The 22,819-nt window shown below is 70.5% G+C and carries 10 protein-coding genes; 4 read left to right on the top strand and 6 right to left on the bottom strand.

Translation table 11 applies throughout. The features are described 5' to 3' along the window. The first annotated feature begins 37 nt into the window (after nt 1-37). Nucleotides 38-2,518, top strand: a complete 2,481-nt coding sequence (locus OHA98_RS16930; protein ID WP_266926660.1) for a SpoIIE family protein phosphatase — start codon at nt 38-40, stop codon at nt 2,516-2,518. A gap of 198 nt (nt 2,519-2,716) precedes the next feature. Here OHA98_RS16930 and OHA98_RS16925 read toward each other — a convergent pair whose 3' ends face one another. Next, nucleotides 2,717-4,177, bottom strand: a complete 1,461-nt coding sequence (locus OHA98_RS16925; protein ID WP_266926658.1) for an APC family permease — start codon at nt 4,175-4,177, stop codon at nt 2,717-2,719. A gap of 250 nt (nt 4,178-4,427) precedes the next feature. Between OHA98_RS16925 and OHA98_RS16920 the strand changes: the two genes are divergently transcribed. The 3 genes from OHA98_RS16920 (at nt 4,428) to OHA98_RS16910 (ending at nt 8,106) form a co-directional block, all read left to right on the top strand. Further along, nucleotides 4,428-5,876, top strand: a complete 1,449-nt coding sequence (locus OHA98_RS16920) for an aldehyde dehydrogenase (RefSeq protein WP_266926657.1) — start codon at nt 4,428-4,430, stop codon at nt 5,874-5,876. A 184-nt stretch (nt 5,877-6,060) separates the two neighbouring features. After that, on the top strand, nt 6,061-7,491 hold the full coding sequence (locus OHA98_RS16915; protein ID WP_266926655.1) for an FAD-binding oxidoreductase: 1,431 nt from the start codon (nt 6,061-6,063) through the stop codon (nt 7,489-7,491). Nucleotides 7,492-7,572: 81 nt separating this feature from the next. Beyond that, nucleotides 7,573-8,106 (top strand): Lrp/AsnC family transcriptional regulator, encoded by a 534-nt coding sequence (locus tag OHA98_RS16910; RefSeq protein ID WP_266926653.1) that lies wholly within the window; start codon nt 7,573-7,575, stop codon nt 8,104-8,106. Between the two features lie 134 nt (nt 8,107-8,240). Here OHA98_RS16910 and OHA98_RS16905 read toward each other — a convergent pair whose 3' ends face one another. The 5 genes from OHA98_RS16905 to OHA98_RS16885 all read right to left on the bottom strand — a co-directional run bounded on the left by OHA98_RS16905 (nt 8,241) and on the right by OHA98_RS16885 (nt 22,557). Further along, nucleotides 8,241-8,732 carry a hypothetical protein gene (locus OHA98_RS16905; RefSeq protein WP_266926651.1) on the bottom strand — a complete coding sequence of 164 codons (492 nt, stop codon included), beginning with the start codon at nt 8,730-8,732 and terminating at the stop codon, nt 8,241-8,243. Then, nucleotides 8,729-15,592, bottom strand: coding sequence for an RHS repeat-associated core domain-containing protein (locus OHA98_RS16900; RefSeq protein ID WP_266926649.1), 6,864 nt, complete (start codon nt 15,590-15,592; stop codon nt 8,729-8,731). The genes OHA98_RS16905 and OHA98_RS16900 overlap by 4 nt, the downstream gene beginning before the upstream one ends. Before the next feature lie 122 nt (nt 15,593-15,714). Beyond that, entirely contained in the window at nt 15,715-19,356 is a 3,642-nt protein-coding gene (locus OHA98_RS16895; protein WP_266926647.1) for a LamG domain-containing protein, read from the bottom strand. A gap of 23 nt (nt 19,357-19,379) precedes the next feature. Then, nucleotides 19,380-20,894: a VCBS repeat-containing protein gene (locus tag OHA98_RS16890; protein WP_266926645.1), complete on the bottom strand. Its 1,515-nt coding sequence runs from the start codon at nt 20,892-20,894 to the stop codon at nt 19,380-19,382. A 91-nt stretch (nt 20,895-20,985) separates the two neighbouring features. Then, on the bottom strand, nt 20,986-22,557 hold the full coding sequence (locus OHA98_RS16885; protein ID WP_266926644.1) for a VCBS repeat-containing protein: 1,572 nt from the start codon (nt 22,555-22,557) through the stop codon (nt 20,986-20,988). Nucleotides 22,558-22,819 lie beyond the last annotated feature (262 nt).

The raw sequence follows: 22,819 nt of genomic DNA, 5'->3' as shown, positions 1-22,819 counted from the left end.
GCGGGACCATGGAAGCCTAGAAACGGTGGTGAGGTGCATGGCAGCCGCCAGTGAGGAGCCCGGGGCGGGCTCCGGTGCCGCGCCCGCCACGGGGCCGCAGGCGTCCTTCGCGGCGTCCAACGACGCGACGGCCGTACTCTCCGGGGACGGGACGGTCATCGGCTGGACCCGGGGGGCCGAAGACCTGCTCGGGTACCCGGCGGACGAGATGACCGGCCGGTCGGCGGCCGTGCTGCCGGCGGTTCCCCCCGACCCGATCCGCACGGCCGCCATCGCCGAACGCTGCCGGGCGGGGACCGGCTGGAGCGGGCTGATTCCCCTGCGCCGCCGTGACGGCCGCCGGATCGATGTGGAACTGCGGGTGTCCGCGTCGTTCCTGATCGGGGAGCGCGAGAGCTTCCTCGTCTCCGGGCGGGAACGCAAGCCGCAGTGGACGATGCGCCAGTCCGTGCTGGAGGGGTTCCTGACGCGCTCGCCGGTCGGCATGGCGGTGATGGACACCGATCTCCGCTACATCTGGCTGAACGACACCCTGGAGCGTCTGGGCGGGGTCCCCCGTGATGAGCGTCTGGGCCACCGCATGAGCGAGGTGCTGCCGGGACTGAGGGCGGAGCGCATCGAGGAGGTGATGCGCGGGGTCGTGGAGACCGGTGTACCGGTCAACGACTACGAGTACCGGGGGTGGAGCTGGGCCGATCCGCATCGTCCGCACGCCTACTCGGCCTCGTTCTTCCCCCTGGTCGACGGGGACGGGACCGTCATCGGCGTCTCCTACCTCGTTCTCGATGTCACCGACCGGTGGAACGCCCGGCGGCTGCTGTCCCTCGTCAACGAGGGCGGGGCCCGTATCGGCAGCACCCTGGACGTCATGCGCACCGCTCAGGAACTCGCCGACTTCGCGGTGCCGCGCTTCGCGGACCTGGTCTTCGTCGACCTTCTGGAGCCGGTCGTCAGCACCGGGGACCCCGGGGCGTGGCGGTCGGGCGCACCGGGGCCGGAGGCCGGTCCCCTGCTGCGGCGGGCCGGGATGCGTTCGGTGCGGGAAGGCTGTCCGGAGGCCGTCGCGGGGATCGGGGAGCGGGTGGACTTCGCCGCGCCGCCGCACGACCTGAGCTTCCTGGCCGACGGCGAGCCGGTGCTCATCCCGGTGATCGCCCCGGAGAGCCGCCTGTGGGACGTGGGCCGGCCCACGAGGGCGGCGAAAATCCGCGAGTTCGGGCTGCACTCCCTCATCTGTGTACCGATGCGCGCGCGGGACACCGTACTGGGCCTCACGACCTTTCTGCGGTCCCGGAACCAGGTCTCCTTCGAGGAGGAGGACGTGGCGCCGGCCCGGGAGCTGGTGGCGCGGGCGGCGGTCTCCCTGGACAACGCCCGCCGCTACACCCGGGAGCACACCGCGGCGCTCACCCTTCAGCACAGTCTGCTCCCGCACACCCTCCGCGGCGGAACGGCGCTGGAGGTGGCCTCCTCCTATCTGCCGGCGGACGCGAAGGACGGGGTCGGGGGCGACTGGTTCGATGTGATCCCGCTGTCCGGCGCCCGGGTCGGGCTCGTCATCGGCGATGTCGTGGGCCATGGCATCGGCGCCGCCGCGACCATGGGACGGCTGCGCACGGCCGTGCAGACCCTGGCCGACATGGACCTGGCTCCCGACGAGCTGCTGGCCCGGCTCGACGATCTGGTGCTCACGCTGAGCCAGGAGGAGTCCGCCGGCCTGGCGGCGGCCCCCGCCAGTACGACGGTGCTGGGCGCCACCTGTCTCTACGCCGTCTACGATCCCGTGACGCGGCGCTGCGCCATGGCCCGCGCCGGCCATCCGCCTCCCGTGATCGTCACCCCGGACGGGGAGGTCAGTTTTCCCGAACTGCCCGCCGGTCCCCCGCTGGGACTGGGCGGGCTGCCGTTCGAGGCGATGGAGATGGAGCTGCCCGAGGGCAGTCTGCTCGGCCTGTACACCGACGGTCTGATCGCGGGATCCGACCGGGATGTCGAACTCGGCATGTCCCGGCTCGGCCGCGCCGTGGCACGGCGGGACCTGCCGCTGGACACCCTGTGCTCCACCACCGTCGAGCAACTGCTGCCCGTGCCGCAGCCCGACGACATCGCGCTGCTGCTCGCGCGCACCCATGCCCTGAGCAGCGACCAGGTCGTCTCGTGGGACGTGCCCTGCGAACCGTCGGCCGTGGCCGGTACACGAGCCCGCGCGGCCCGGCAGCTGGAGACATGGGGGCTGGGCGAGCTGGCGATGACGACCGAACTGATCGTCAGCGAGCTGGTCACCAACGCGATCCGGTACACCTCCGGGCCCGTACGGCTGCGGCTGCTGCGCCAGTCCGTCCTGATCTGCGAGGTCTCCGACTCCGGCAGCACCTCACCCCGACTCCGGCACGCCCGCACGACGGACGAGGGGGGACGCGGTCTGTTCCTCGTCGCCCAGCTCTCCCGGCGGTGGGGAACCCGCTACGCCGCTCACGGCAAGATCATCTGGGCCGAGCAGAGCCTTCCGGAGGACTGAGGGCCCACCACAAGGACCTCGGCCATCCGTCGGCGGGCCGGCCGCGTCTGGACTGCACGGTGTACGTGATCCCCGGCGCGCGGCCCTCGAACTGGTCGTCATGACGGCCCCGGAGGGTTCGCCCTCGCACCGGGCGCTGGAGCGGAGCGCGAACTCCGGACCGGGCTGAACGGCTCGCCCGGTCCGGAGCGCCCGGGGTCACTCCGGACGGCCGTCCCCGTCCCGCCGGTCCTGCACCTTGATCCGGTACAGCCACAGCAGGACGGCCGCCACCAGGACGGCGAGCGCCACCCCCAGCTCCGTGTAGCCGCCGTATCCGGTGATGGAGAAGCCGGTCGCGCCCACCACCAGCACCACGGTGAGGAACGCGGCGAGCGCCCAGGCCAGGGGGACGAAGAAGCGCGGCAGCCGGATAGGACGTACCGCGTCGGGGCGGTCCTTGCGCAGCAGCGCGAACCCGGAGACCGCCAGCACATGGGTGAGGATGTAGCCCAGATTGCCGGTGACGATGATGGCCAGCGGGGTCTGGAGCACCGTCAGCACGAAGACGTTGAGGACCAGGGCCACCAGAAGCGCCCTGGCCGGTACGCCGCGCCGGTTCAGCACGCCCACCTGTTTGACCGTGAGCCCGGACTTGCCCATCTCGTACAGGACCCGGGAGCCGTCGGCGAGCCCGGTGATCATGATGAGCAGCAGGGAGGCGATGAGGAAGACCACCATGAGGTCGGAGGCGCCGCCCACCAGGTCCTGGAAGGCGCCGATGTAGAAGGTGGTGGGCTCCTCGGCGATGGTCTTCTCACCCACGTACCCCGACAGGGTCAGCGGGAGCAGGATGAAGACGCCGAGCGAGAACAGCACTCCGGCCCGCAGCGCACGGGTGGTGTCGCGCACGGTGTCCTTGTACTCGGGGGCGAAGGTCGCGCACACCTCCACGCCGAACGAGGTCCAGGCCATCACGTAGAGCCAGACCAGCGCCTCGCGCAGACCCGCCGCGCCGTGCAGGTTCCAGTGCAGGCCCTCGGCGCTCCAGTCGCCGGAGAACAGCGGCAGGACGATGAAGACGGCGAGCGGGATGAGCAGGGCGCCGCCGGTGACGTAGACGACCCACATGGCGACGTGCAGGCCGATCATCGCCGCGCCGAACAGCAGGAGCATCACCGCCAGGCCCACCGCGATGGGGAAGTCGACCTTGAGCGGTCCGAACTCGACGCTCCAGTCCTGGCCGGGGAACCACTGGGCCCGGACGAAGGAGCCGATGAGCCCGGAGTAGACGGCCAGCGCCGTGGTCCAGGGGAACCAGTAGCCGATGCTGGCGATCGGCCCCACCACGGGTGCCCGCTTCTTCCAGCCCTCCGTCGCGTAGTGGGCTATCCCGCCGGAGGACTCGGGGAACATCGCGGCCAGTTCGGTGTAGATCCAGTTGGTCGCGGTGGCGAGCGCCATCGAGACGGCCCACAGGGCGATCGCGCCCCAGGCGCCGAGGCCGCCGATGGAGGCGCCGAGTGAGGCGATGAGCGCGGCCGGCATGGTCAGCGACATCGCGAAGCCGTCGAACCAGCTCATCTTCCGGGGCAGTGCGGGGGCGGCCGGTCCGTCCGTTCCCGGCTGTCCGGGTGGCGGGGAGGCGGGTGGCGGCGGGTTCTTCGGCTGGGCTGACATGGCGATCCCCTCGGGGTGGACGCAGACAGAAGTAGCGATGAGGCCTGGTTATAGGTCAAGCGAAAATCGCCTGTCAATACTCACGAACAAGCAATGTTCGGCTACTACATTTGCTGAATCAGCAGTCTTGACAGTTCTTGTTTGCTCAGAGAGTCTCCAGACATCGCTTCGCACCGGGCCCTGGGCCGAGCGGCCCCGAGCCCGTATCCCGGCCCGCCCCCGGGCCCGCACAGGACTGAGAGGCCATCGCATGAGCACCCCGACCGCCGCCCGGCACCAGCTCTTCATCAACGGCTCCTACACCGACGGCTCCTCCGGCACCGACCACGAGGTCATCAGCCCCGCGACGGGCGAACGCGTCGGCACCTTCCCGCTGCCCTCCGCCGCCGACGTCGACGCCGCGGTGCGCGCCGCCAACCAGGCGCAGCCCGCGTGGGCCGCGACCAACGTGTGGAAGCGCGCGGAGCTCTGTCACCGCATCGGCGACGAGCTGAGCAGCCGGGTCGACGAACTCGCCCGCCTCCAGTCGCTGGAACAGGGAAAGCCGCTCGCCGAGTCCGTCTCCGACATCGAGGAGGCGGCGAAGCTCTTCCATCTGCACGCCGAGGACGCCGTACGGCTGCACGGCGAGACGCTGCCGTCCACCGACAGCACCAAGCGGATGTTCACGTTCCATCGCCCGGTCGGTGTCTGGGGCATCATCACGCCGTGGAACTTCCCGCTGCTGATGCTCGCGGAGTTCGTCGCCCCCGGGCTCGCCACCGGCAACGCCCATGTCGTCAAGCCGCCGGCCAACACCCCGCTCACCGTCCTGCGGGCGATGGAGGCGTTCGTCGCCGCCGGGCTGCCCGACGGCCTCGTCAACATCGTCCCGGGCGAGGGGGAGACCGGCGACGCGCTGGTCCGTCACGAGGGCATCCACGCGATCGGCTTCATCGGCTCCACCGAGACCGGCGCGAAGATCCAGGCCGCCGCGGGACTCAAGCGCTCCATCATGGAGTGCTCGGGCAACGGTCCCCTCGTCGTACTGGCCGACGCCGATGTCGAGGCCGCCGCGAAGGCCGCTGTGGACGGCGCCTACCCGTGCGCCGGACAGGTCTGCTGCGCCACCGAACGTGTCATCGTGCACGCCGACATCCACGACGCCTTCGTCGAGGCCGTACTGCGTGAGGCCCGGCGCATCACGCTGGGCGACCCGTTCGACCCGAAGACCGTGCTCGGACCGCTCAACAACGAGGGCGTCGCGGCCAAGATGGACCGCCACATGGCCGACGCCCGCGAGCGCGGCGCGCGTGTCCTGCTCGGCGGCAGGCGCGCCCCGGGCCACCCCACCGACCTGTACTACGAGTTCACCGTCGTGGACGGAGTGCCGGAGGACAGCCTGCTCTCCCGCGAGGAGTCCTTCGGACCGGTCGTCCCGATCATCACCGGCCAGGACGAGGACGACCTGCTGCGCATCGCCAACGACGACAGGCTGGGGCTCCAGGGCGCCGTCTTCACCCGGAGCATGACCTCCGCCTTCCGCTTCATCGAGGAGATGGAGGTCGGCCAGGTCATCGTGAACGAGAGCAACAACTGGTGGGACATCAACATGCCCTTCGGCGGCGCCGGCAGCCGCTCCACCGGCTGGGGCCGCATCGGCGGCAAGTGGACGCTCATGGACATGACTGACACCCGTACCGGCGTCATCAGTCTCTGACCGCCGGCGGCGCCCCGCCGTCCGGTCCGTCCGGACACCCCGGCGCCGTCCCCGCCGCATCCGCCGTACGTGCCGCACCTCGCGCGGCACGTCTTCGCCGTCCAGCCCGCGCGGGCCGGCCCCACCCCCGGGTGGAGGCGGGCCCGCGCCGCCCCCACCCCGCCGGCAACGAGGTACCCGCCCCATGACCACCGCCCTCCCGCGCCCCGAGCGGCAGCCGCTCAACCACCACCGCAGCCGTCTGCGCGACACCAAGGCCGCCGCCTACTGGCTCGACCGGCCCGAGCATCCCGAGCCACTGCCCCGGCTGACCGCCGACACCACCTGCGATCTCGCGGTCGTCGGCGGTGGGTACACCGGACTCTGGACCGCCCTGCTCGCCAAGCGCGCCCACCCCGAACGAGACGTCCTCGTCCTGGAACAGAGCACCTGCGGCCACGCCGCCAGCGGCCGCAACGGCGGTTTCTGCTCACCGAGCATCACCCACGGCCTCGCCAACGGCGTCGACCGCTGGCCCGCCGAGGCCGGTCTGCTGCACCGCCTGGGCATGGAGAACTTCGACGCCCTCCAGCGCGACCTGGACACCCACGGCATCGACTGCGGATTCGTCCGCAGCGGCAAGGTCACCGTCGCCGCCACCCCCTGGCAGGCCGAGGGTCTCGACGGCGCCCACGCGCTCGCCCACCGCTACGGCGAACGGACGAAGCTGCTGGACCGTGAGGAACTGCGGGACTACGTCGACTCCCCGCTGTGGACGGCGGGGCTCTGGTCCCCCGACTACGCGCTCCTGGACCCGGCACGGCTCGTCTGGGGGCTGCGCGCCGCCTGCCTCGATCTGGGAGTCCGGATCGCGGAGAACACCGAGGTCACCGCTCTGACCAGCCGTCAGCCCGGACGGGTCCGGCTCGCCACTCCGTACGGCGCCGTCGGCGCCCGGCAGGTCGCCCTCGCGACCAACGTCTACCGGCCCCTGCTCAAACGCCTCTCGCTCAGCATGATCCCGGTCTACGACTACGCGCTGACCACCGAACCGCTCAGCGACGAACAGCTCGCCTCCATCGGCTGGAGCGGCGACCACGGAATCACCGACGCGGGCAACCAGTTCCACTACCTCCGCAAGACCGACGACAACCGCGTCCTCTTCGGCGGCTACGACGCGGTCTACCACTACGGCAACCGCGTCGAGGAGCGCCTCACCCAGCGCCCGGCCACCTTCGACACGCTCGCCGCCCAGTTCGCCGAGGCCTTCCCTGCCCTCGCCGATGTCCGTTTCTCCCATTCCTGGGGCGGTGTCATCGATTCCACGACCCGCTTCTGCATGTTCGCCGGCACCGCGGCGCACGGCCGGATCGCCTACGCCCTCGGCTTCACCGGTCTCGGTGTCGGGGCGACCCGCTACGGCGCCCGGGTCATGCTGGATCTGCTCGCCGGTGAGCGCACGGAGCGGCTCCGGCCCGCGATGATCCGCCGTCCCCCCGTCCCCTTCCCCCCGGAACCGGTCCGCTATCTGGGGGTCGAGGCCACCCGGTGGTCGATGGCCCGCGAGGACGCGAACGGCCACCGGAACGTGTGGCTGCGCACCCTGGACCGGCTCGGTCTCGGCTTCGACTCCTGAGCCGGGCAGGATAGGCGCGTACGACCGAAGATCCAGGCCCGCGGGACCGCGCGGGCCGCACATGAGAGCCGGAGCGACAGCATGAGCACGCTGGGTGGCAGCCCCCTGGACGACACCGACCGCCGGATCATCGCCGCACTTCAAGCGGAAGGCCGCCGCCCGTACAGCCAGATCGCCGAGGAACTGGACATCCCCGCCTCCTCCGTGCGCTACCGCGTCCAGCGCATGGAGGAGAACGGCACCCTCCAGATCGTCGGCATCGCCAACCCGCTGACCATCGGATTCGACCGGTTCGCGATGGTCGGCATCCGGGTCAGGCCGGGCACCGCCCAGGAGGTCTGCCGACGGCTGCGGGAACTGCCGGAGACCTCCTACGTCATCATGACGGCGGGCACGTACGACGTGATGGCCGAGGTGATCTGCCGGGACACCGACCACTTCACCGACCTGATGAACCGTCGGCTCCAGTTGATCGACGGACTCCTCTCGACGGACTCCTTCTTCGTGCTGGAGGTCCACAAACTGGCGTACGGCTGGGGCGTCGGAGAGGTGGACACCTCGCTGCTCGACGCCCCCCGGCCGCCGCTCGGCGCGGGACTCGACCAGCGCGACTGAGCCCCGGCCGGGCCGGCCGTCCCGTACGCGGCCCCGGTCACCGGTGCGCCACGGCACTCCGCGCGTACGACGGGGCCCGGTCCGTGGGTACGGACCGGGCCCCGCCGGGGTGGAGCGCCGTCGGGCGGCCGGGCTCAGAGCGCCCGGGAGCCCGTCTGCGCGGGCCCGCCGAGGGCCGCCAGCAGACCGTGTGTCACGGCCTGCCGGAAGGCCCCGTCCTCCGGTGCCACCAGCGTGATCAGCTGGAGGCCCGTGCCGACGAGCCCGATCTCGTACGGCTCGTACCCGAATCCCGTACGGGTGTAGGGATCATCCAGCGCCAGCACGTTCAGGGACGTCCAGCCGGCCGGCTCGTACGCCAGGGAGAAAGGACCCTCCTGGTGCGGATCGAGCACATAGCCGGAGTCGTCCCAGCCCGCCACCATGTCCTCGTCGCGGGCGACGAGCACCTGGCCGGATGTCTCGGGCAGCGTGATCGCCCCCGGCTCCCAGGCGGAGAACTCCTCCCCGTCGCCCACGGACACCCGCAGCCGCGGCCATCTGCGCGACCAGTCGGCGAGGAAGCGCTCGACGGCCCCGGACACCGGGCCGCACGCGACGAACACGCTGTCGCTGCCTGTGATCATGGTGCCTTCCATCCTGTGGTGGGTCCGAAGTATCTGACCCTGGCCCGCGCGACCGTCACGCCCGCGGGAATCGCGAAGATGAATTTACCCCGGTCCCCGCGCAGCGGTACCAGAGCGCTCTGCGGCACCCGGAGCTCCATCACGTACTGCGACTTCTCGTTGGTGATTCCCAGCTTCTTGAACGCGCCGGGGGCGGTCAGGTCGGCCGGACTGCGGGTGGTGAAGAACGGGCCCGCACCGTTCTTCGAGTCGCCGGGCTTGATCTTGTAGGGGTTGCCCGCCCGGATGCCGTTGTACCCGGACTTGTTGGTGTAGTGGTAGACGGTGACCAGGCAGTTGTGGACGAGCAGGGGAGTCTCGCCGGCGTTCACGTAGTAGGCGTGGATGCCGTCGATCGTCAGGTCGTGCGTCCGCTGCCGCTGCTCGAAGGAGCGGCTGGCGACGAGCGTGACCTTCTCGTCCGACGGTGTGCTGAGCTCCATGCCCGGCCGCAGTTCACCCGCGTCGATCCACTCGCCCTCGGAGGCGACCCAGAACGGGTGGGTCACCGTCGAGATGAGAGCCGAGGTACGGCTTCCGTCCCCGGTGCTCACCGTGAGGTCGACGAACTCCTTGTCCGACTCCGTGACGATGGTGCCGACCACGGCCCGGGTGGTCTCGCGGCCCGTCGCCGGGTCGGTCGTCGTTACCCGGTCGCCGATCCGGACGTCCTCGATGCGCTTCCTGCCGCCGTCGGCCAGGAGCACGGTCGTACTCGGCAGGAAGCTGTGCGTCTCGCACTCGTCATCGTCGTCGTCCTTCTTCTTTTTCTTCTTTCTCGCGGCTGCCTTGTCCTTGGCCTTGTCCAGCTTCTCCTCGGCCTTCTCGAGCTTGTCCTCCGCCTTCTTGATCTTGTTGATCGCCCGGTAGAGGTCGGGGACGAGGTCGAGCGCCTTGGCGATCCGCTTGGCCTTGAAGATGCCCTTGAGCACGGCCCCGCCGACGAAGTTCATGGCGATCTCACCGGCGGCCTTGAGGCACTTGCCGACCGTCGGGTTGGACGCGCAGTCCTGGAGCGCGTTGATGCCGACGATGTCCTTGATCTGGTAGATGATCTCGTCGGCCACCTGCGTCACGACGCTGTCCGCCGACTTGGCGTTGGACTTGGCCTGGTCGACGCCCTGCTGGGCCTCTTCCACCTCCTTGTCGTCGTTGCCGAAGTCGTCGCCCAGCGCACCGCACATCAGACCCATGCAGAAGAGCAGTCCGCTGGGGTCGGAGAGGGTCACGGGCGAGTTGTTGGCATACGCGTACGCGTTCATCTGCTGCGAGTTGAGGAAGTCGATCACCGGGTCGGGCGAGATGAACTTGCCCAGCAGCGGATCGTATTCACGGGCTCCCACATTGGTCAGCCCGGTCGACTCGTCGATCGTGCCGCCGACGAAGCCCTTCTCCCCCGGCCAGACACCGTCCGCGGGCTGGTCGCCCCGCGGATTGCCGTACGGGTCGGATCTTCTGACCGTCACCGCGCCGGTCACGGCGTCGATCGCCAGCTGACCGGTGTCGTGATGGTCGGAGGCGAGGAACGAGACCTTGTTGTCGCTCGTCCGTACGGCGACCGTCTGGTCGGCGTAGGTGTAGTAGCGCGTCGCCTCGGGCTTCGTCGAGCCCGTGGGCAGGTGCAGTTCCATGCCGGGCAGGTAGACCGTCGTCCCGTCGGCGTCCTTGCGCTGGACCCGGGAGCCGTCCGCGTCGTAGAGGTAGCTCGTCTCCGACGACTCGTCGGTGCCCGCCGTCGTCGGGTCGTCCGGCGAGACGAACGACCGCAGCCTGCCGTTGCTGTCCCAGCCCAGGGTGTGCGTGTTGCCGCCGTCGGTACGCGTGTCCATCCGGCCCGCGTCGTCATAGCCGTAGCGGGTCTCGTGGTTTCCGGTCGGGGTGTCCTCGACCACCTTGGTCACCGCGTGCGGGCCCGCGCCGTCGGCGCCGTAGGTGAAGGTCCTGGTGATGTCCTCGGCCGGGTCGAGCCCGATGTCGTGGGTGATGTCCTGCGTGCGGTTGCCCATGCTGTCGGTCGTGAACGACTTCCAGTACGGGGAGGGGCCGCCCAGCGGGCCACTGCCGGGATCGGCCGCACAGGCGGACGGCGTGGAGCCGTCGACCGGTGCCTTCGTTCCGGTGGTTCCGGAGCCGCTCGCGCCGGCGGCGGTCGCCCCGGGGGTCCATACCTCCGAGAGCCGGCGGTTGCCGTCGTAGCGGAAGCACTGCACATCGGGCTGGGCCGGAACGGCGACGTCCGAGACCGACAGGACGTTGCCCGCCTGGTCGTAGGAGTAGTTGGCCTCCTTCGCCGGGCCGGTGGCCGACCCCAGCACGTCCACGACGGAACGGGTGAGCCGCTGGGTGCCGGTCTCGTAGTCGAACGTCTGAAGGGTCTTCTTGCCGCCCGTGCTCAGCTGCATCTGGAGCAGCTGGCTGGTCGGCGACCAGACCGATTCGGTGACGTAGGTGGAGGTGCCGCTCATCGTGACCGGCCGCTGCATCTCGTCGTAGCCGTACGACAGGACCTCGGCCGCGAGTCCGCCGGCGGCGGGCAGGCCCGTGCTCTGCGGAGTGCCGTCACGGTTGTACACGGAGGTGAAGTCGTACGTGCCCGCGAGGGAGCCCTGCGCCGCGGGCACCACGTACGAGGTCTTCACGGGCCGGTAGAAGTCGTCCGCGCTCTGGATGACCGAGGCGAAGTACTCGGTGGCGCTCGTGTACCGCAGCGAGGCGTACGGCTGGCCGAGCATTCCGGCCCGGTCGTACCGCTGTTCCGTGAGCTTCTTGCCCGCGGTCACGGTGCCGTCGTAGGTGATGGTCGGCCGCCCGATGCCGTCGTAGGACGTCGAGACCGTCTCCGCGGTGGCGGTGTGGGTCGTCGAGATCATCCGGTCGGCCTCGTCGTAGGCCATCGTGGTGGTGCCCGCGTCGGGGTCCACCGAGGTGGTCTTGCGGCCCCGCTGGTCGTACTCGGCGGACCAGGTGTTGCCCGCCGAGTCCGTCACCTTCTCCAGCCCGCCGGCGGGCGTGTACCCGTACGACGTCCAGGAGTACGTGGGCGGACCGGACAGGACCGGGACGTTGCCGGGGTACTGCCGCAGCTCGGTCAGCCTGCCGTTCGCGTCCCTGACCGATGTGGTGGCCAGCCCGCCGCTGGGCGCCGTGACGTGTTCCCGGTCGCCGTCGTACCGCGTGCCGGTGCGCCACTGCTCGACGCCGGAGACCGCGAAGACCTCGGCCGTGGTGCGGCCCATGTCGTCGTACTCGTAGTGGGTCTGCGCGCCGGCCTCGCCGTTGCGCACCACGAGCAGTTCGTCGGACGGGGCGCCCGCCGCGGTGTAGGTCTCGTACGACGTCTTGAGGTTGCCCCGGCTGTCGTAGAAGGTGTCCGCCATGAGCCGGGTGCCGCCGGGACCGTCCGCCTGCTTCTGCCGCGCCCGCATCAGGCTGTCGTAGAGGGTGTACTCGACGGCGTAGCCACCGCTGTTGTCGATCTTCTCCGACTTGATGGCGAGCGGCTTGTCCTTGCGCACCACGTAGGAGTGCTTGGAACTGGGGGTCTGCGTCGCCTTGACCCGGTCCTGGAGCCAGACCGAGGTCACCCGCCCCAGCCCGTCGAAGGCCACGTCGGTGCGCTTGCCGTTCGGGTCGGTCTGGCCGCGGCTCTGGCCCCATGCGGGGGCGTAGTCGGTGGTCACCGAGTGGTTGAGCTGATTGGTGCCCTTGACCGAGGTCGTCAGGCCGTTGGTCTCGGTGTAGGTGGTGGTGGTCCTGCCGGTGCCCGGGGTGGTGGTGGTCTTGACCCGGCCGAGCGCGTCGTAGGTGTTCTTGCTCGTCTCCTGGTACGAGGCCGTCGTGCCGTTGTGCGAGGCCAGACGTTCGGTGGAGCTGACGACACCGCGCGTGGGAGCGGCGCCGTGGGCCAGGTTGTCGTAGAGCGTCCGGTCGTCGAGCACGACCTGCGTGGCGCGCTGGGGAGTGGCGCCGCAGTTCACGGACACCTTCTCGACCCGCTTGATCAGGCTGAGGAGGTTCGCGCCTCCCGTCGTGTTGTCGGCGTACCAGGTACGCGTGCAGGTGTCGTCCTTCGCGGCCGCGGCCTTGTCGGCGGCGCTCGCGGTGTCGGGGACGATGTGGCCGAAGTCCTCGACCTGGGTGACCCTCCCGGTGCCGGTGGGGGTGTCGTAGCTGGTGCGTGTCCTCGTCTCGCGCCAGCCGCCGGAGGCCAGCGCCGTGAAGCCGTGGGTGATCTCCGGCTTGACCAGGGTCGCGTGGGTCGTGGCCCAGGTCTTGGTCTGGGTGGCGGTGTGGTGCTTCCACGGCGTGTTGATCACCTTGGCGGAGACCCTGCCGTTGTTGTACGAGAGCGCTTCGAGTTCGAAGCCGGTGTAGTCCTCGTCGTCCGTGCGGCTCGTTCCGGTGGAGTCGGTCACCGTTGCCGAGCGGGTACCGCCGCCCGGCTTCCGGTCACCGTCCAGGCCCTGGAAGTAGGTGTAGTCGATCCGGGTCCGCTGTGTGTCCTCGCCGCCGCTGGTGACCTTGACCTTGCCGTATCCCTGCCACTCGCCCCAGGTGAGGAACTTCTCCGGGGTGATGCCGTCCGGCTTCGAGTGCCGCCAGCCGGCCGGGCCCTCGTAGTCGTACCGGGTGACCATCTTGTCGCCGCCGCCGGTGCGGTCGGTCTCGACGATCTCGGCGACGACGTACTTGTGGAACCAGTCGTCGATCGGCTCGATGTGTCCGGGTGCCGCCCACTTGACCGGATAGCAGCGCTTGGTGGACTCGCCCGGCTTGGGCAGGGCGGAGGCCGAGCAGTCGGTGGGGGCGAAGTTGATGTCCAGCTGGGCGCCGGTCTCGCTGACGACGGTGGCCAGCCGGTAGCGGTGGAACGGGGCGAGGTTGTCGCCCGTGGCGTCCACCCGGTTGGCGAGCTGTGTGCCGATCAGATCGAGGGAGGGCAGGTCGGCGGCGGTCCCGACACGGCCCTGGTGGTCGATCGTGGACAGCCACAGCGCCTTGGAGTCGTCACCGTTGTCGAGGAAGAGATGGGTGAACGACCAGGCGTCCACGTCCTGGTAGGACGTGGCGTCCTTGCGCATCTGGGTGACGACGGACTTCAGCCGCTTGGTGGTGAAGAAGGAGGCCGCTATCTGGTCCGAGCCGCACTTCGTGGACGCCTTGCACTCCTGGTCCACCGGGGTGTCGGGCCAGTGCGCCGCGTTGGCCTTCGTCCGCTTGGACTCCGCGCAGTCGAACGTGTCACCGGGCAGGCAGCGCTCGGCCGCCTCGAAGGTGACACGGGCCGGGGCCTTGGCCGCGTACACCTGTCCGTCACGCTGGCCGTAGTCGATCCGCTTCAGGTAGCCGCCCCGGTCGTACGCGGTGCCGTTGACGTCCGTCTTGGCGTTCAGGGCGTAGTGGTTGACCTCCTTCTCGTAGAAGTGGGACATCACATTGCCGTGCCGGTCCTTGACGTAGTCGAGGTTCCAGCGCCATGCCTGCTTGCACGAGGCGTTGGCGAAGGTGGCGTTGTAGCAGGGTTCACCGGAGTCGTCGCCGAAGACGGGGGTGGTCCAGGTCGAGGCGGTCTCCTCGTTGCCCGTCGCCCAGCCCGGCAGCCGGTTCAGCCCGAAGTAGTACTCCGTACCGTCCGCGGTGGTGATCTTCCAGTGCTCGCCGTCGTTGTCGCCGTTCGTGGCGCCGGTGAGCTTCTCGACCTTCGAACCGTCGGAGTTGGCGAGCCGCCACTGCCCGGTGTCGTCGTCCTTGATGATCTGGGAGGCGTTCCCCTTCAGCATCACCGTGGCGTTGTCGAAGGCCCAGCACTGCTCGGCGGAGAGGTCGTGGCCGTCGTCGACGCAGGACTTGTAGCTGCGCTCGATGTAGTCCGCCTCGTAGCCGAAGCCCTCGCCGATCCAGGAGCCCTGGTTGTTCGTGGCCGACGTACGGCCGTCGACCGACTGCGAGGTGTAGGAGAGGCCCACGGTGGGGGTGAGTCCGCCGGGCGTCGGGACGACGCGCAGCGGATAGGACCAGGAGAAGCCACCGGTCGACTGCGCCACGCTCCAGCTCGCGGACGGTGCCAGGGGGGTGGCTCCATAGGTGCCCTGCGAGGACGAGTTGCCCGCGGTCAGGGCGATGAGGGTCCCGGCCCGGACGGCCATCGCCGAGGGTCCGCCCGCTTCCGCCGCGCTCGCGGTCACCTCGGCCGTGGCCGTGTTGGTCCGGGCGTCGTTCTCCGTGGCCAGCGGCTTGCCCGTACCGGGGCAGGCCTTGCTGCCCGGCTTCGCCACCGCCGCACAGGCGGGCAGCTCGACCAGGCGCAGCCGGGCTCCGTACGAGCCTCCGTAGGCCTCCTCGAAGGCCGAGTAGTCCACCGACAGGCGGACCTTCGCGTCCGTCTCGGCGTCGTCGCCGCGGCTCACCCTCAGGACGGCGCCCGCGCCGAGCAACTCCGCCCGCCCGGCGGGCAGGACATCGACATCGACCGTGGCCGGGGCGGCGGCCTTCGCCGAGCGGCCCGTACCCGTACCGGCCGCCTCGACGGCGACCGGCAGACCGCCGACCTTCACCTCCGCCGGATTCCTGACCGCGACATCGATCGCGGCGCTGCCCCCGGTGGGCCACGACGCCTTGTCGAGCCGGGTGACGGCGGACTTCGCGGCCTTGTCGACGGGGCGCGGGACGCCCTTCGCACGGGCGCCCTCCACGGGGTCGCCGAAGTCCTGGACGCGACGTCCGTCACGGCCCTTTTCCCCGGCCGGAACGGCGTGCACCGTGCTTCCGGTCAGGGCGATCACCACACCCAGGGCGGTTGCCGCGAGCAACCGTCCGGGCATGCGCCGGCTCAACAGCCGGCCTCTGAATGTCATCACGTGTCTCCACACGTAGGAGAGGAAGGGTGGGAAATGCAGCCGGGTGTGCCGGTCCCGGACCGGGACCGGCACACCCGGGGTGCGGATCACATGTCGGGCAGGGCCATCGGATTGGCGAGCTGCTGGATCGCGGTCCTGTCGGCCGCGCCGCTGTAGACACGGACCTCGTCGATCGCGCCCGCGAAGTACTCGCTGCCGCCGCCGAGGGCCGAACGGCCCACCTGGAGACCGCCGGTGGCACCCCACAGGGTGTCGTCGGCGCCGTGCGCGACATCGGCGAGCATGCCGTTCACGTACAGCCGGATCTCGTTGGCGAAGGCATCGTAGACGACGGCCAGGTGCTGACCGGCCATGTCGGTGTCCGGCAGTTCCTGGTCGTCGTGGAAGACCTTCTGGGCGGCTGTCGCCGAGTCACTGGTGGCGACGGCGAGTTCCCACATGGAGGGGGTCTCGGCGTCGGGTCCGGGCCGGTAGCGGACGGCGAGGCGGTTCGCCGCGCTGCCGGGCAGCGACAGCACCGTCTGGGCCTTCTCCGGGTCCAGTGTGGTGAGCTGGGTGCGTGCCGTCACCGTGAAGCTCGACGCTCCGGTGACCGGGGAGGTGGCGGTGGACGCGTAGTCCCCGGCGCCGTCCAGGAGCAGGTGGCCGGCCCCGACCATGGGGAAGGGGTCGGGCGACAGCGGGTCGGCCGGCGCGAGGATGATCTTCGCGTCGCCCCCGAGGGCGAGCGGCTGGCCGCCGCCCGTCTCCGCGGCCTTGCGGTCCGCCTCCGCGTCGAGCTGCCAGTAGCCCTGGCGGTTGGGCCGCACGGTCATCAGCTCGGCGACCTGTGCCGCGGGCAGCACCCGGTCGAAGACCCGGACCTCGGCGACGTCACCGGTGAAGTGGTCCCGGTAGCCGCTCTTGGCCGTGGTGCGGCCGATCTGGAGCGGGCCGTACGACTTCCACACGGAACGGCGCTGCGAGACGCCCTTGGAGTCCTTGTTGATGTACAGCCTGAGTTCCGACCTGGCCGCGTCGTACACGCCGGTCAGCAGCACCCACTGGTCCTTGACCACGGTGATGCCGGTGGAGACGGCCTTCCACTTGCCGAGCGAGTCGACATCGGTGACGGGTACGGAGAACGCCCAGGTACCCGCGGTGTGGTCGTAGCCCAGGGTGAAGCCGGGCTCGCCGGTTCCGTCCTGGCTGACGACGGCCATGTCGCGGTCCAGGGCGGTCGGGCGGACCCAGGCGCTGACGCTGAAGCTCTCCGAGGAGTCCAGCACCGTCTCGTTGACGTCGGCGTAGGAGTCGGCGGTGCCGTCGAAGCGGGCCGCCGCGTCGACCTTGCCGCCGGGACCCTCGACACCGAAGGTGACACCGCTGCCGGTGTCCGCGGAGAACACTCCCGTCTCGTCGTGGGCCTGGTTGCTGCCGGGCTCGTCGGCGAGGTTCCACTGAGCGGCGACGGGCGCGCCGTCGGTCACGAGGAACTCGTAGTGCGCCTTGGTACTGGGGTTCTCCGCCTTGTCGACCGCGATGACGTCCACCCAGTGCCGGCCGGCGCGGGTCGGCATCCAGGTCACGGTCGCGGGCCCGCCGGGCTTGGAGGCGTTGACGGTGGTGGCCGGGGTGGCCGTGCCGTCGAACGCGTACCGGTACTTCACGACGTCGGTGTCCGGCACCGAGTCGTTCGGGTTCGGCGAGAAGGTGAAGGAGCCGTAGGTGCCGACGCCGTCGTGGTAGACGGTGTCGGACGGGTACTCCTTGGAGAGCACGTTCGGCTTGCCCGGCAGCGTCCTGTCGTACATGAACTCGCAGCGGACCGTGGTGCCGTCATAGCTCCATGGGCCGTAGCCGTCCCCGTCGTAGGCGCGGGCGCTCCAGTAGATGACGGTGTTCTGCGGAATCGTGGACTTCACGGTGTGGGTGAATTTGGTGCTGGAGGTCGGTGCGAGCCAGGAGGGGGTGAGGTAGGTGTACGACTTCGCCTCCTTGCTGACCGGGTCCGTCCAGTCCACCTTGAACTCGACCTTGACCTTGTCGGTCTGGCCGTTGCCGTGGTCCGAGTCGCTCGCCACGGCCTGGAGCTGGGGCGGGACCTCGGCGTACGGGCGCCCGGCGCCCGAGGTGCACACGCCGCCCGGGTTCTGGGACAGCGTGGTGATCTTGCGCGGCAGGTTGTTGTAGCTGATCGACAGGTACGCGTTGCCGCAGATCCGCTTCCACTCGGGGAACCGGCTCTCGTCGGTGGCCCGCAGGCCCAGCGTCATCGAGGACCAGCCCTCGGTGGCCGCGGTCCTCACCTCCGTGGTGAGCTCCCCGGAGGAGCCGCCCTCGAAGTGCAGGTTGGCCTGGCTCGAACAGCTCGTCGGCGAGATGGCCTTGTCGACGGTGCCGATGTGATCGGTCCAGTCGTCCGAGGTGTTGGACCAGTTGCTGGAGGAGGTGATGCTGTAGTTCTTGCCGCCGATGCGGTAGAGCCGGATCGGCTCCGCGGTCGGGGAGGCGCTGTAGATGTGGGCGACCCGGGCGGAGAACGTCGCGCCGAGGATCTGCTTCCCCTTGTAGAACGACATCGGCATGGTGAACAGCAGCCGGCGTACGCCGACCCCGTTGCAGGACACCGGGTTGTAGTCGGTGGGGCACTTGCCGACACCGGCGCTGTCGGAGTACTTCCAGTCCTGCTCGCTCGGCATGCCCGACATCACACCGGTCCACGCCGTACGTGAAGTGGTGCGCTGGATCGGGTCGATGACGACCGGGAAGACGGTGTCCTTCGAGGTGAGCAGCTTCCGGTCGGGGACGAGCGACAGCTTGCCCCCGCCCACCTCCATGCCCAGCGGCGCGGTCCGGCCGCCGCCGCCGGGGCCGTCGAGCGCGGGCTCGGGCGCCACGGAAGGGGCCGGGGTCCCGGCCGCGGAGGCCTGGGCGAGCGCCTTGGAGACGGCCTGCGGCCCCCGCTTCCTCGCCGCGGCCTCCTTGACGGCGGCCGAGTCCCACATGACCGGCTTCCCGGACTCGAAGACCGTGCCGCCGACGGCGGCGTCCTCGGCCTTGAGAGCGCCGGACGCGTCCTCGGCGACCTTGAGACCGTGGGTGTTCAGCCCGAGGTCCAGCTTGGCGAGCTTCGGATCGGCGGCGGCCTCCGGTGTCCTGACGACCAGGAGATGTCCGAAGCCGTCCGACTCCGCCCGTACGGTGAGATCGACGCCGGGCAGCGCGTCCTTGTACGTGGCGCTCCCGCCGTCGAGTTCCGGCGCGGGCAGCTTCCCGTACGGCCAGGTCAGGGAGAGCTCACGGCCCGCCTGCCGCATCGTGACGAACGGCTTGCCGGCCTCACCGCCGGAGAAGGACAGGGCCACGGCCGTGGCCCTGGGCACCACGGTGCCGTCCGCGCGCCGCACCAGGGTCGTGTCGATGTCGACCCAGCGGCCGTCCTGGAAGGTGCGGATGGGGTCGGTGTACTCGCGGGCGGTGAAGGTTCCGTCGGGCTCGGCGTAGATCTCCCGGCGCGCGCCGCGCATACCGAGGACCTCGACCTCCTTGCCGCTCTTCTTCGCGGCGGCGAGCGCCTGTTGTTCGGTCTGTACGGGTTTATCGGAAGCGACGGTCTCCCGTTCGGGCCGCCCGCGCTCGGCGGGGGCTTCCGGCAGCACGTTGAAGCCACCGGTCAGGACGGCTCCCGCCACCAGCGCGGCGAGGGCGCCACGCAGCACGGGGCCGCGTGCTGTTCTTCTGGACATGCGTCCGCTCTCCATGTCGTTCATCAGCGTGCCACCGCTCCGAAAGCGACGTCACCTGCGGGAATGCCGTTCTCGCCGGGCCTGAAGGTCTTCGCGGAGCCGCCGCCGGACGCCACGTTCCAGTCGAAGGCGTGCACTGCGTGGCCCGCCGCGGGGCCGTAGGGCATGCCCACGTACAGCGCGGACGGGGTCGCCGCGAGACTCATTCCGGCGAGCTGCCGGGGCGCGGGCTCTCCGGGGATGCCCCAGCCCGGGTCGATCCAGGCGTCGGAGGCACCCGGGGCGCCGACGAGCGGGAAGATCTGCACCCCGCCCTTCTCCTGGTGTTCCTCGGAGGACTCCTCCCCCGGCACGCCGACCGCCAGCCGGGTGGTGGTGGCCGAAGCCACCGTGTTGGGCGAGGTGTTGACCGCGGCGAGACGCTGTCCGAAGAAGTCGCCCGGTTCGGTCTCCTCCTCGGCGTTGGCCGAGTTCTGGTCGATCCAGTTGACCTCGGTGAAGCTCCCGGAGGCGGTGATACGGAAGACCTGGACGGCCCCCGCGTCGACCGTGGTGGCCAGGTCCTCGCCCGGAATGCCCACCGCCAGGAGGGACTCCGTGGTCGACGTGGCGCCGGGCGGCCGGTGGGGGACCATGGCCAGCGCGGTACCGAAGGCGTCTCCCGCCTCCTCGGCACCCAGGATCGCGTCCTGGTCCTGCGCGAGCCCGACCAGCGGTTTGGGCAGTCCGGAGACGAGGGTGTGGCTGAAGACCGCGACCCCTCCGGCGAACGGCACCGTACCGATAGCCTCCCCCGGTGTGCCGACGGCGAAGTGCGTGGGGGTGGCCGCGAACGACGCGCCGAAGCGGTCGTCCAGTTCGGGGTCGCCGGGAACCGCGCCGGCGGTGGTGGTGCCCTGGTTGATGCCGACCGCGGTCGCCGCGTCGGCGGAGATGTAGTAGAAGACGCCCATGTCCTCGACCGTGCCGATGGCCTCACCGGGAGCGCCGATCAGCAGGTACGAGGTGCCCGCGGCGGTCCTGCCGCCGGCCAGCGCGTAGCCGGTCCAGTCGCCGTCCTCCGTGCCGCCGCCGAGGGAGGCGGTCGGGCCCTGGTGGTGCTCCTTGACGGCTTTGCCCCCGCCGAGTCCGGCCGGGGAGCCGTAGACGATCTGGACCAGGCCCGCGTCGGGAACGACGTCCAGGTCCTCGTACGGGATCCCGACGGCCAGATCGGCGCATCCGTCGGAGTTGGCGTCGTAGGCGGCCAGGGCGAAGCCGTACTGGTCGTTGGGCTCGGCGGCGCCCGGGATTCCGGCGGTTTCCTGCGACAGGGCCAGGTTTCCCTTGCCGCCGCCGTAGACGATGTGGACCAGACCCGCCCGCGGCACGCCGTTGACCGTGGCCTCGGGGTCGGCGATCGCCGTGTCCGCGATGCCGTCGCCGTTGAAGTCGGAGTCCACGCCCGAGCAGCCGGCGGCCAGTGCCGCGGCGGGCGGCGCGAGGGGCGCTCCGGGGCCGAACCCGAGGGCCAGGGCGGCCAGCGTGACGGTGCTCACCCACAGGGCTGCGGGTCTTCGTGACGCGCGCCGCGGCGCGCGCACAGGTGTTCTCACTGAAGTGGTTCCTCTCCTGATCCTTCCCGCGCGATCAGCGCGCGGAGGTCCCGAATGCGACGTTCTCCGGCGGGATTCCGCCTTCACCGGGCTTCCAGCTCTGTGCGGGCGCACCGCCGTCCGGCGTGTTCCAGGCGAAGGCGTGCACGGCCCGCGACCCGGCCGGCCCGTAGGGAACGCCCACGTAGAGCGAGTCCGGGGCGGCGCCGAGCCCCATGCCGGTGAGCATGCGGGGGGCTCGGTCGGCGGGGATGCCGTTTCCGGGCGAGATCCAGCTGTCGGCGTCGCCGGGTGCGCCGAGCAGCGAGAAGAGCTGTACTCCGCCCTCTTCCGGGTACTCCTCGGTGGACTCCTCGCCCGGTACGCCCACGGCGAAGCGCATGGTCGCCGCGGTGCTGACGACGTTCGTCGCGGTGTTCACGGCGGCGATCCGCTGCCCGAAGAAGTCACCGGCCTCCGCCTCGCCCGCGACATCGGGCAGGTTCTGGTCGACCCAGTTGAGGAGCTGGACGGTGCCGTCCGCCTTCATGTGGTACGTGTGCACGGCGCCGGCGTCCACGGTGGTGGACAGGTCCTCGCCGGGCACGCCCACGGCGAGCACGGCATCGGTGGTCGTCGCGGCACCGGCCGGCCGGTAGGGGGCCATCGCCAGTGCGGAGCCGTACTGGTCCCCGGCCTGCGCGGCGGTGTCCGCGGTGCCGCTGCGCCCCTGTCCCATGCCGAACACCGGAGCCGGGATGCCGTTGGTGTTGACCGAGGAGCGGAACGCGATGACACCACCTGCGAACTCGACGTTCTTTCCGGAGGTGTTGACCAGGGACTCGCCGGGCGCGCCGACGACGAAGTACCGGTCGGTGGCGGCGATCGTCGCGCCGAAGCGGTCGTTCGGCTCGGGGTCCTCCCAGACGCCGGTGGAGTCCTGGGCGACGTGCGCGACGTCGTAGTTGACGCCGTAGACGTAGTGGAACATGCCCATGTCGGCCCCTTCCCCACCGTCCTCACCGGGGGCGCCGATGACCAGGAACGGGATGCCGGTCGCGGACTTCCCGGCGGCGACGGCGTAGCCGACCCAGTCCTCGGCCTCGTAGCCGCCGCCGAGCTTTCCGTCGGAGCCCTGGCGGAAGCCGTAGGTGCCGAGCGTCCCGGCGGCCATGCCCGCCGTCGAGCCGTAGACCAGCTGGACGAGCCCGGCGTCCTTGACCGTCGAGTCGGCCAGGTTGATGTCCTCGAACGGGATGCCGACGGCGATGTCGCTGCAGCCGTCGAGGTTGGCGTCGTACACGGCGAAGGAGAAGCCGAACTGGTCGCCGGTCTCGGCACTGTCGGAGACGCCCGCGGAGTCCTGCGACAGTTCGGCGGTGCCCTTTCCGCCGCCGTAGACGATGTGCACGAGACCGGCACGCGCCTTGCCCGAGACGGTGGCCTCCGGGTCGGTGATGACGGCGTCGCGGATGCCGTCGCCGTTGAAGTCGGACGGTGCTCCCGCGCATCCTTCCGCGGCCGGTGCCCGCGGCGCGGCCGCCGCTCCCTGCACCGTCGCGGACAGGACCGCCGCGAGGACGAACGCGACGGCCCCCCGCCCGGCACGCCTGCTGACAAGCGACATCTCTCTCCCACCCCGCACTTTTCGCGCCGAGCCCGGGAGCCGGCGAGACCTCTGACAACACATCAGGGCAGCGCCGGTCACATGCCGTTCGACGCCCCCCGCCCTCGTACAGAAGTGTGGGAAAGGCGAAGGCGCAGTGAAGATCGAAAAGGGCATGACGGCACACGGCACGCCGAACATCCCGGTTTGAGTGACTCTCCCCCTGCGCCTCTCCGCCGACAAGCCCCACCCTGCGGCCACGAGAAGCGGAGCCGAACTATTC

The sequence above is a fragment of the Streptomyces sp. NBC_00654 genome (assembly GCF_026341775.1).
Lineage (GTDB): Bacteria > Actinomycetota > Actinomycetes > Streptomycetales > Streptomycetaceae > Streptomyces.
Note: the sequence above shows the minus strand (reverse complement) of the source record. Positions and strands in the feature narration are given on the sequence as shown.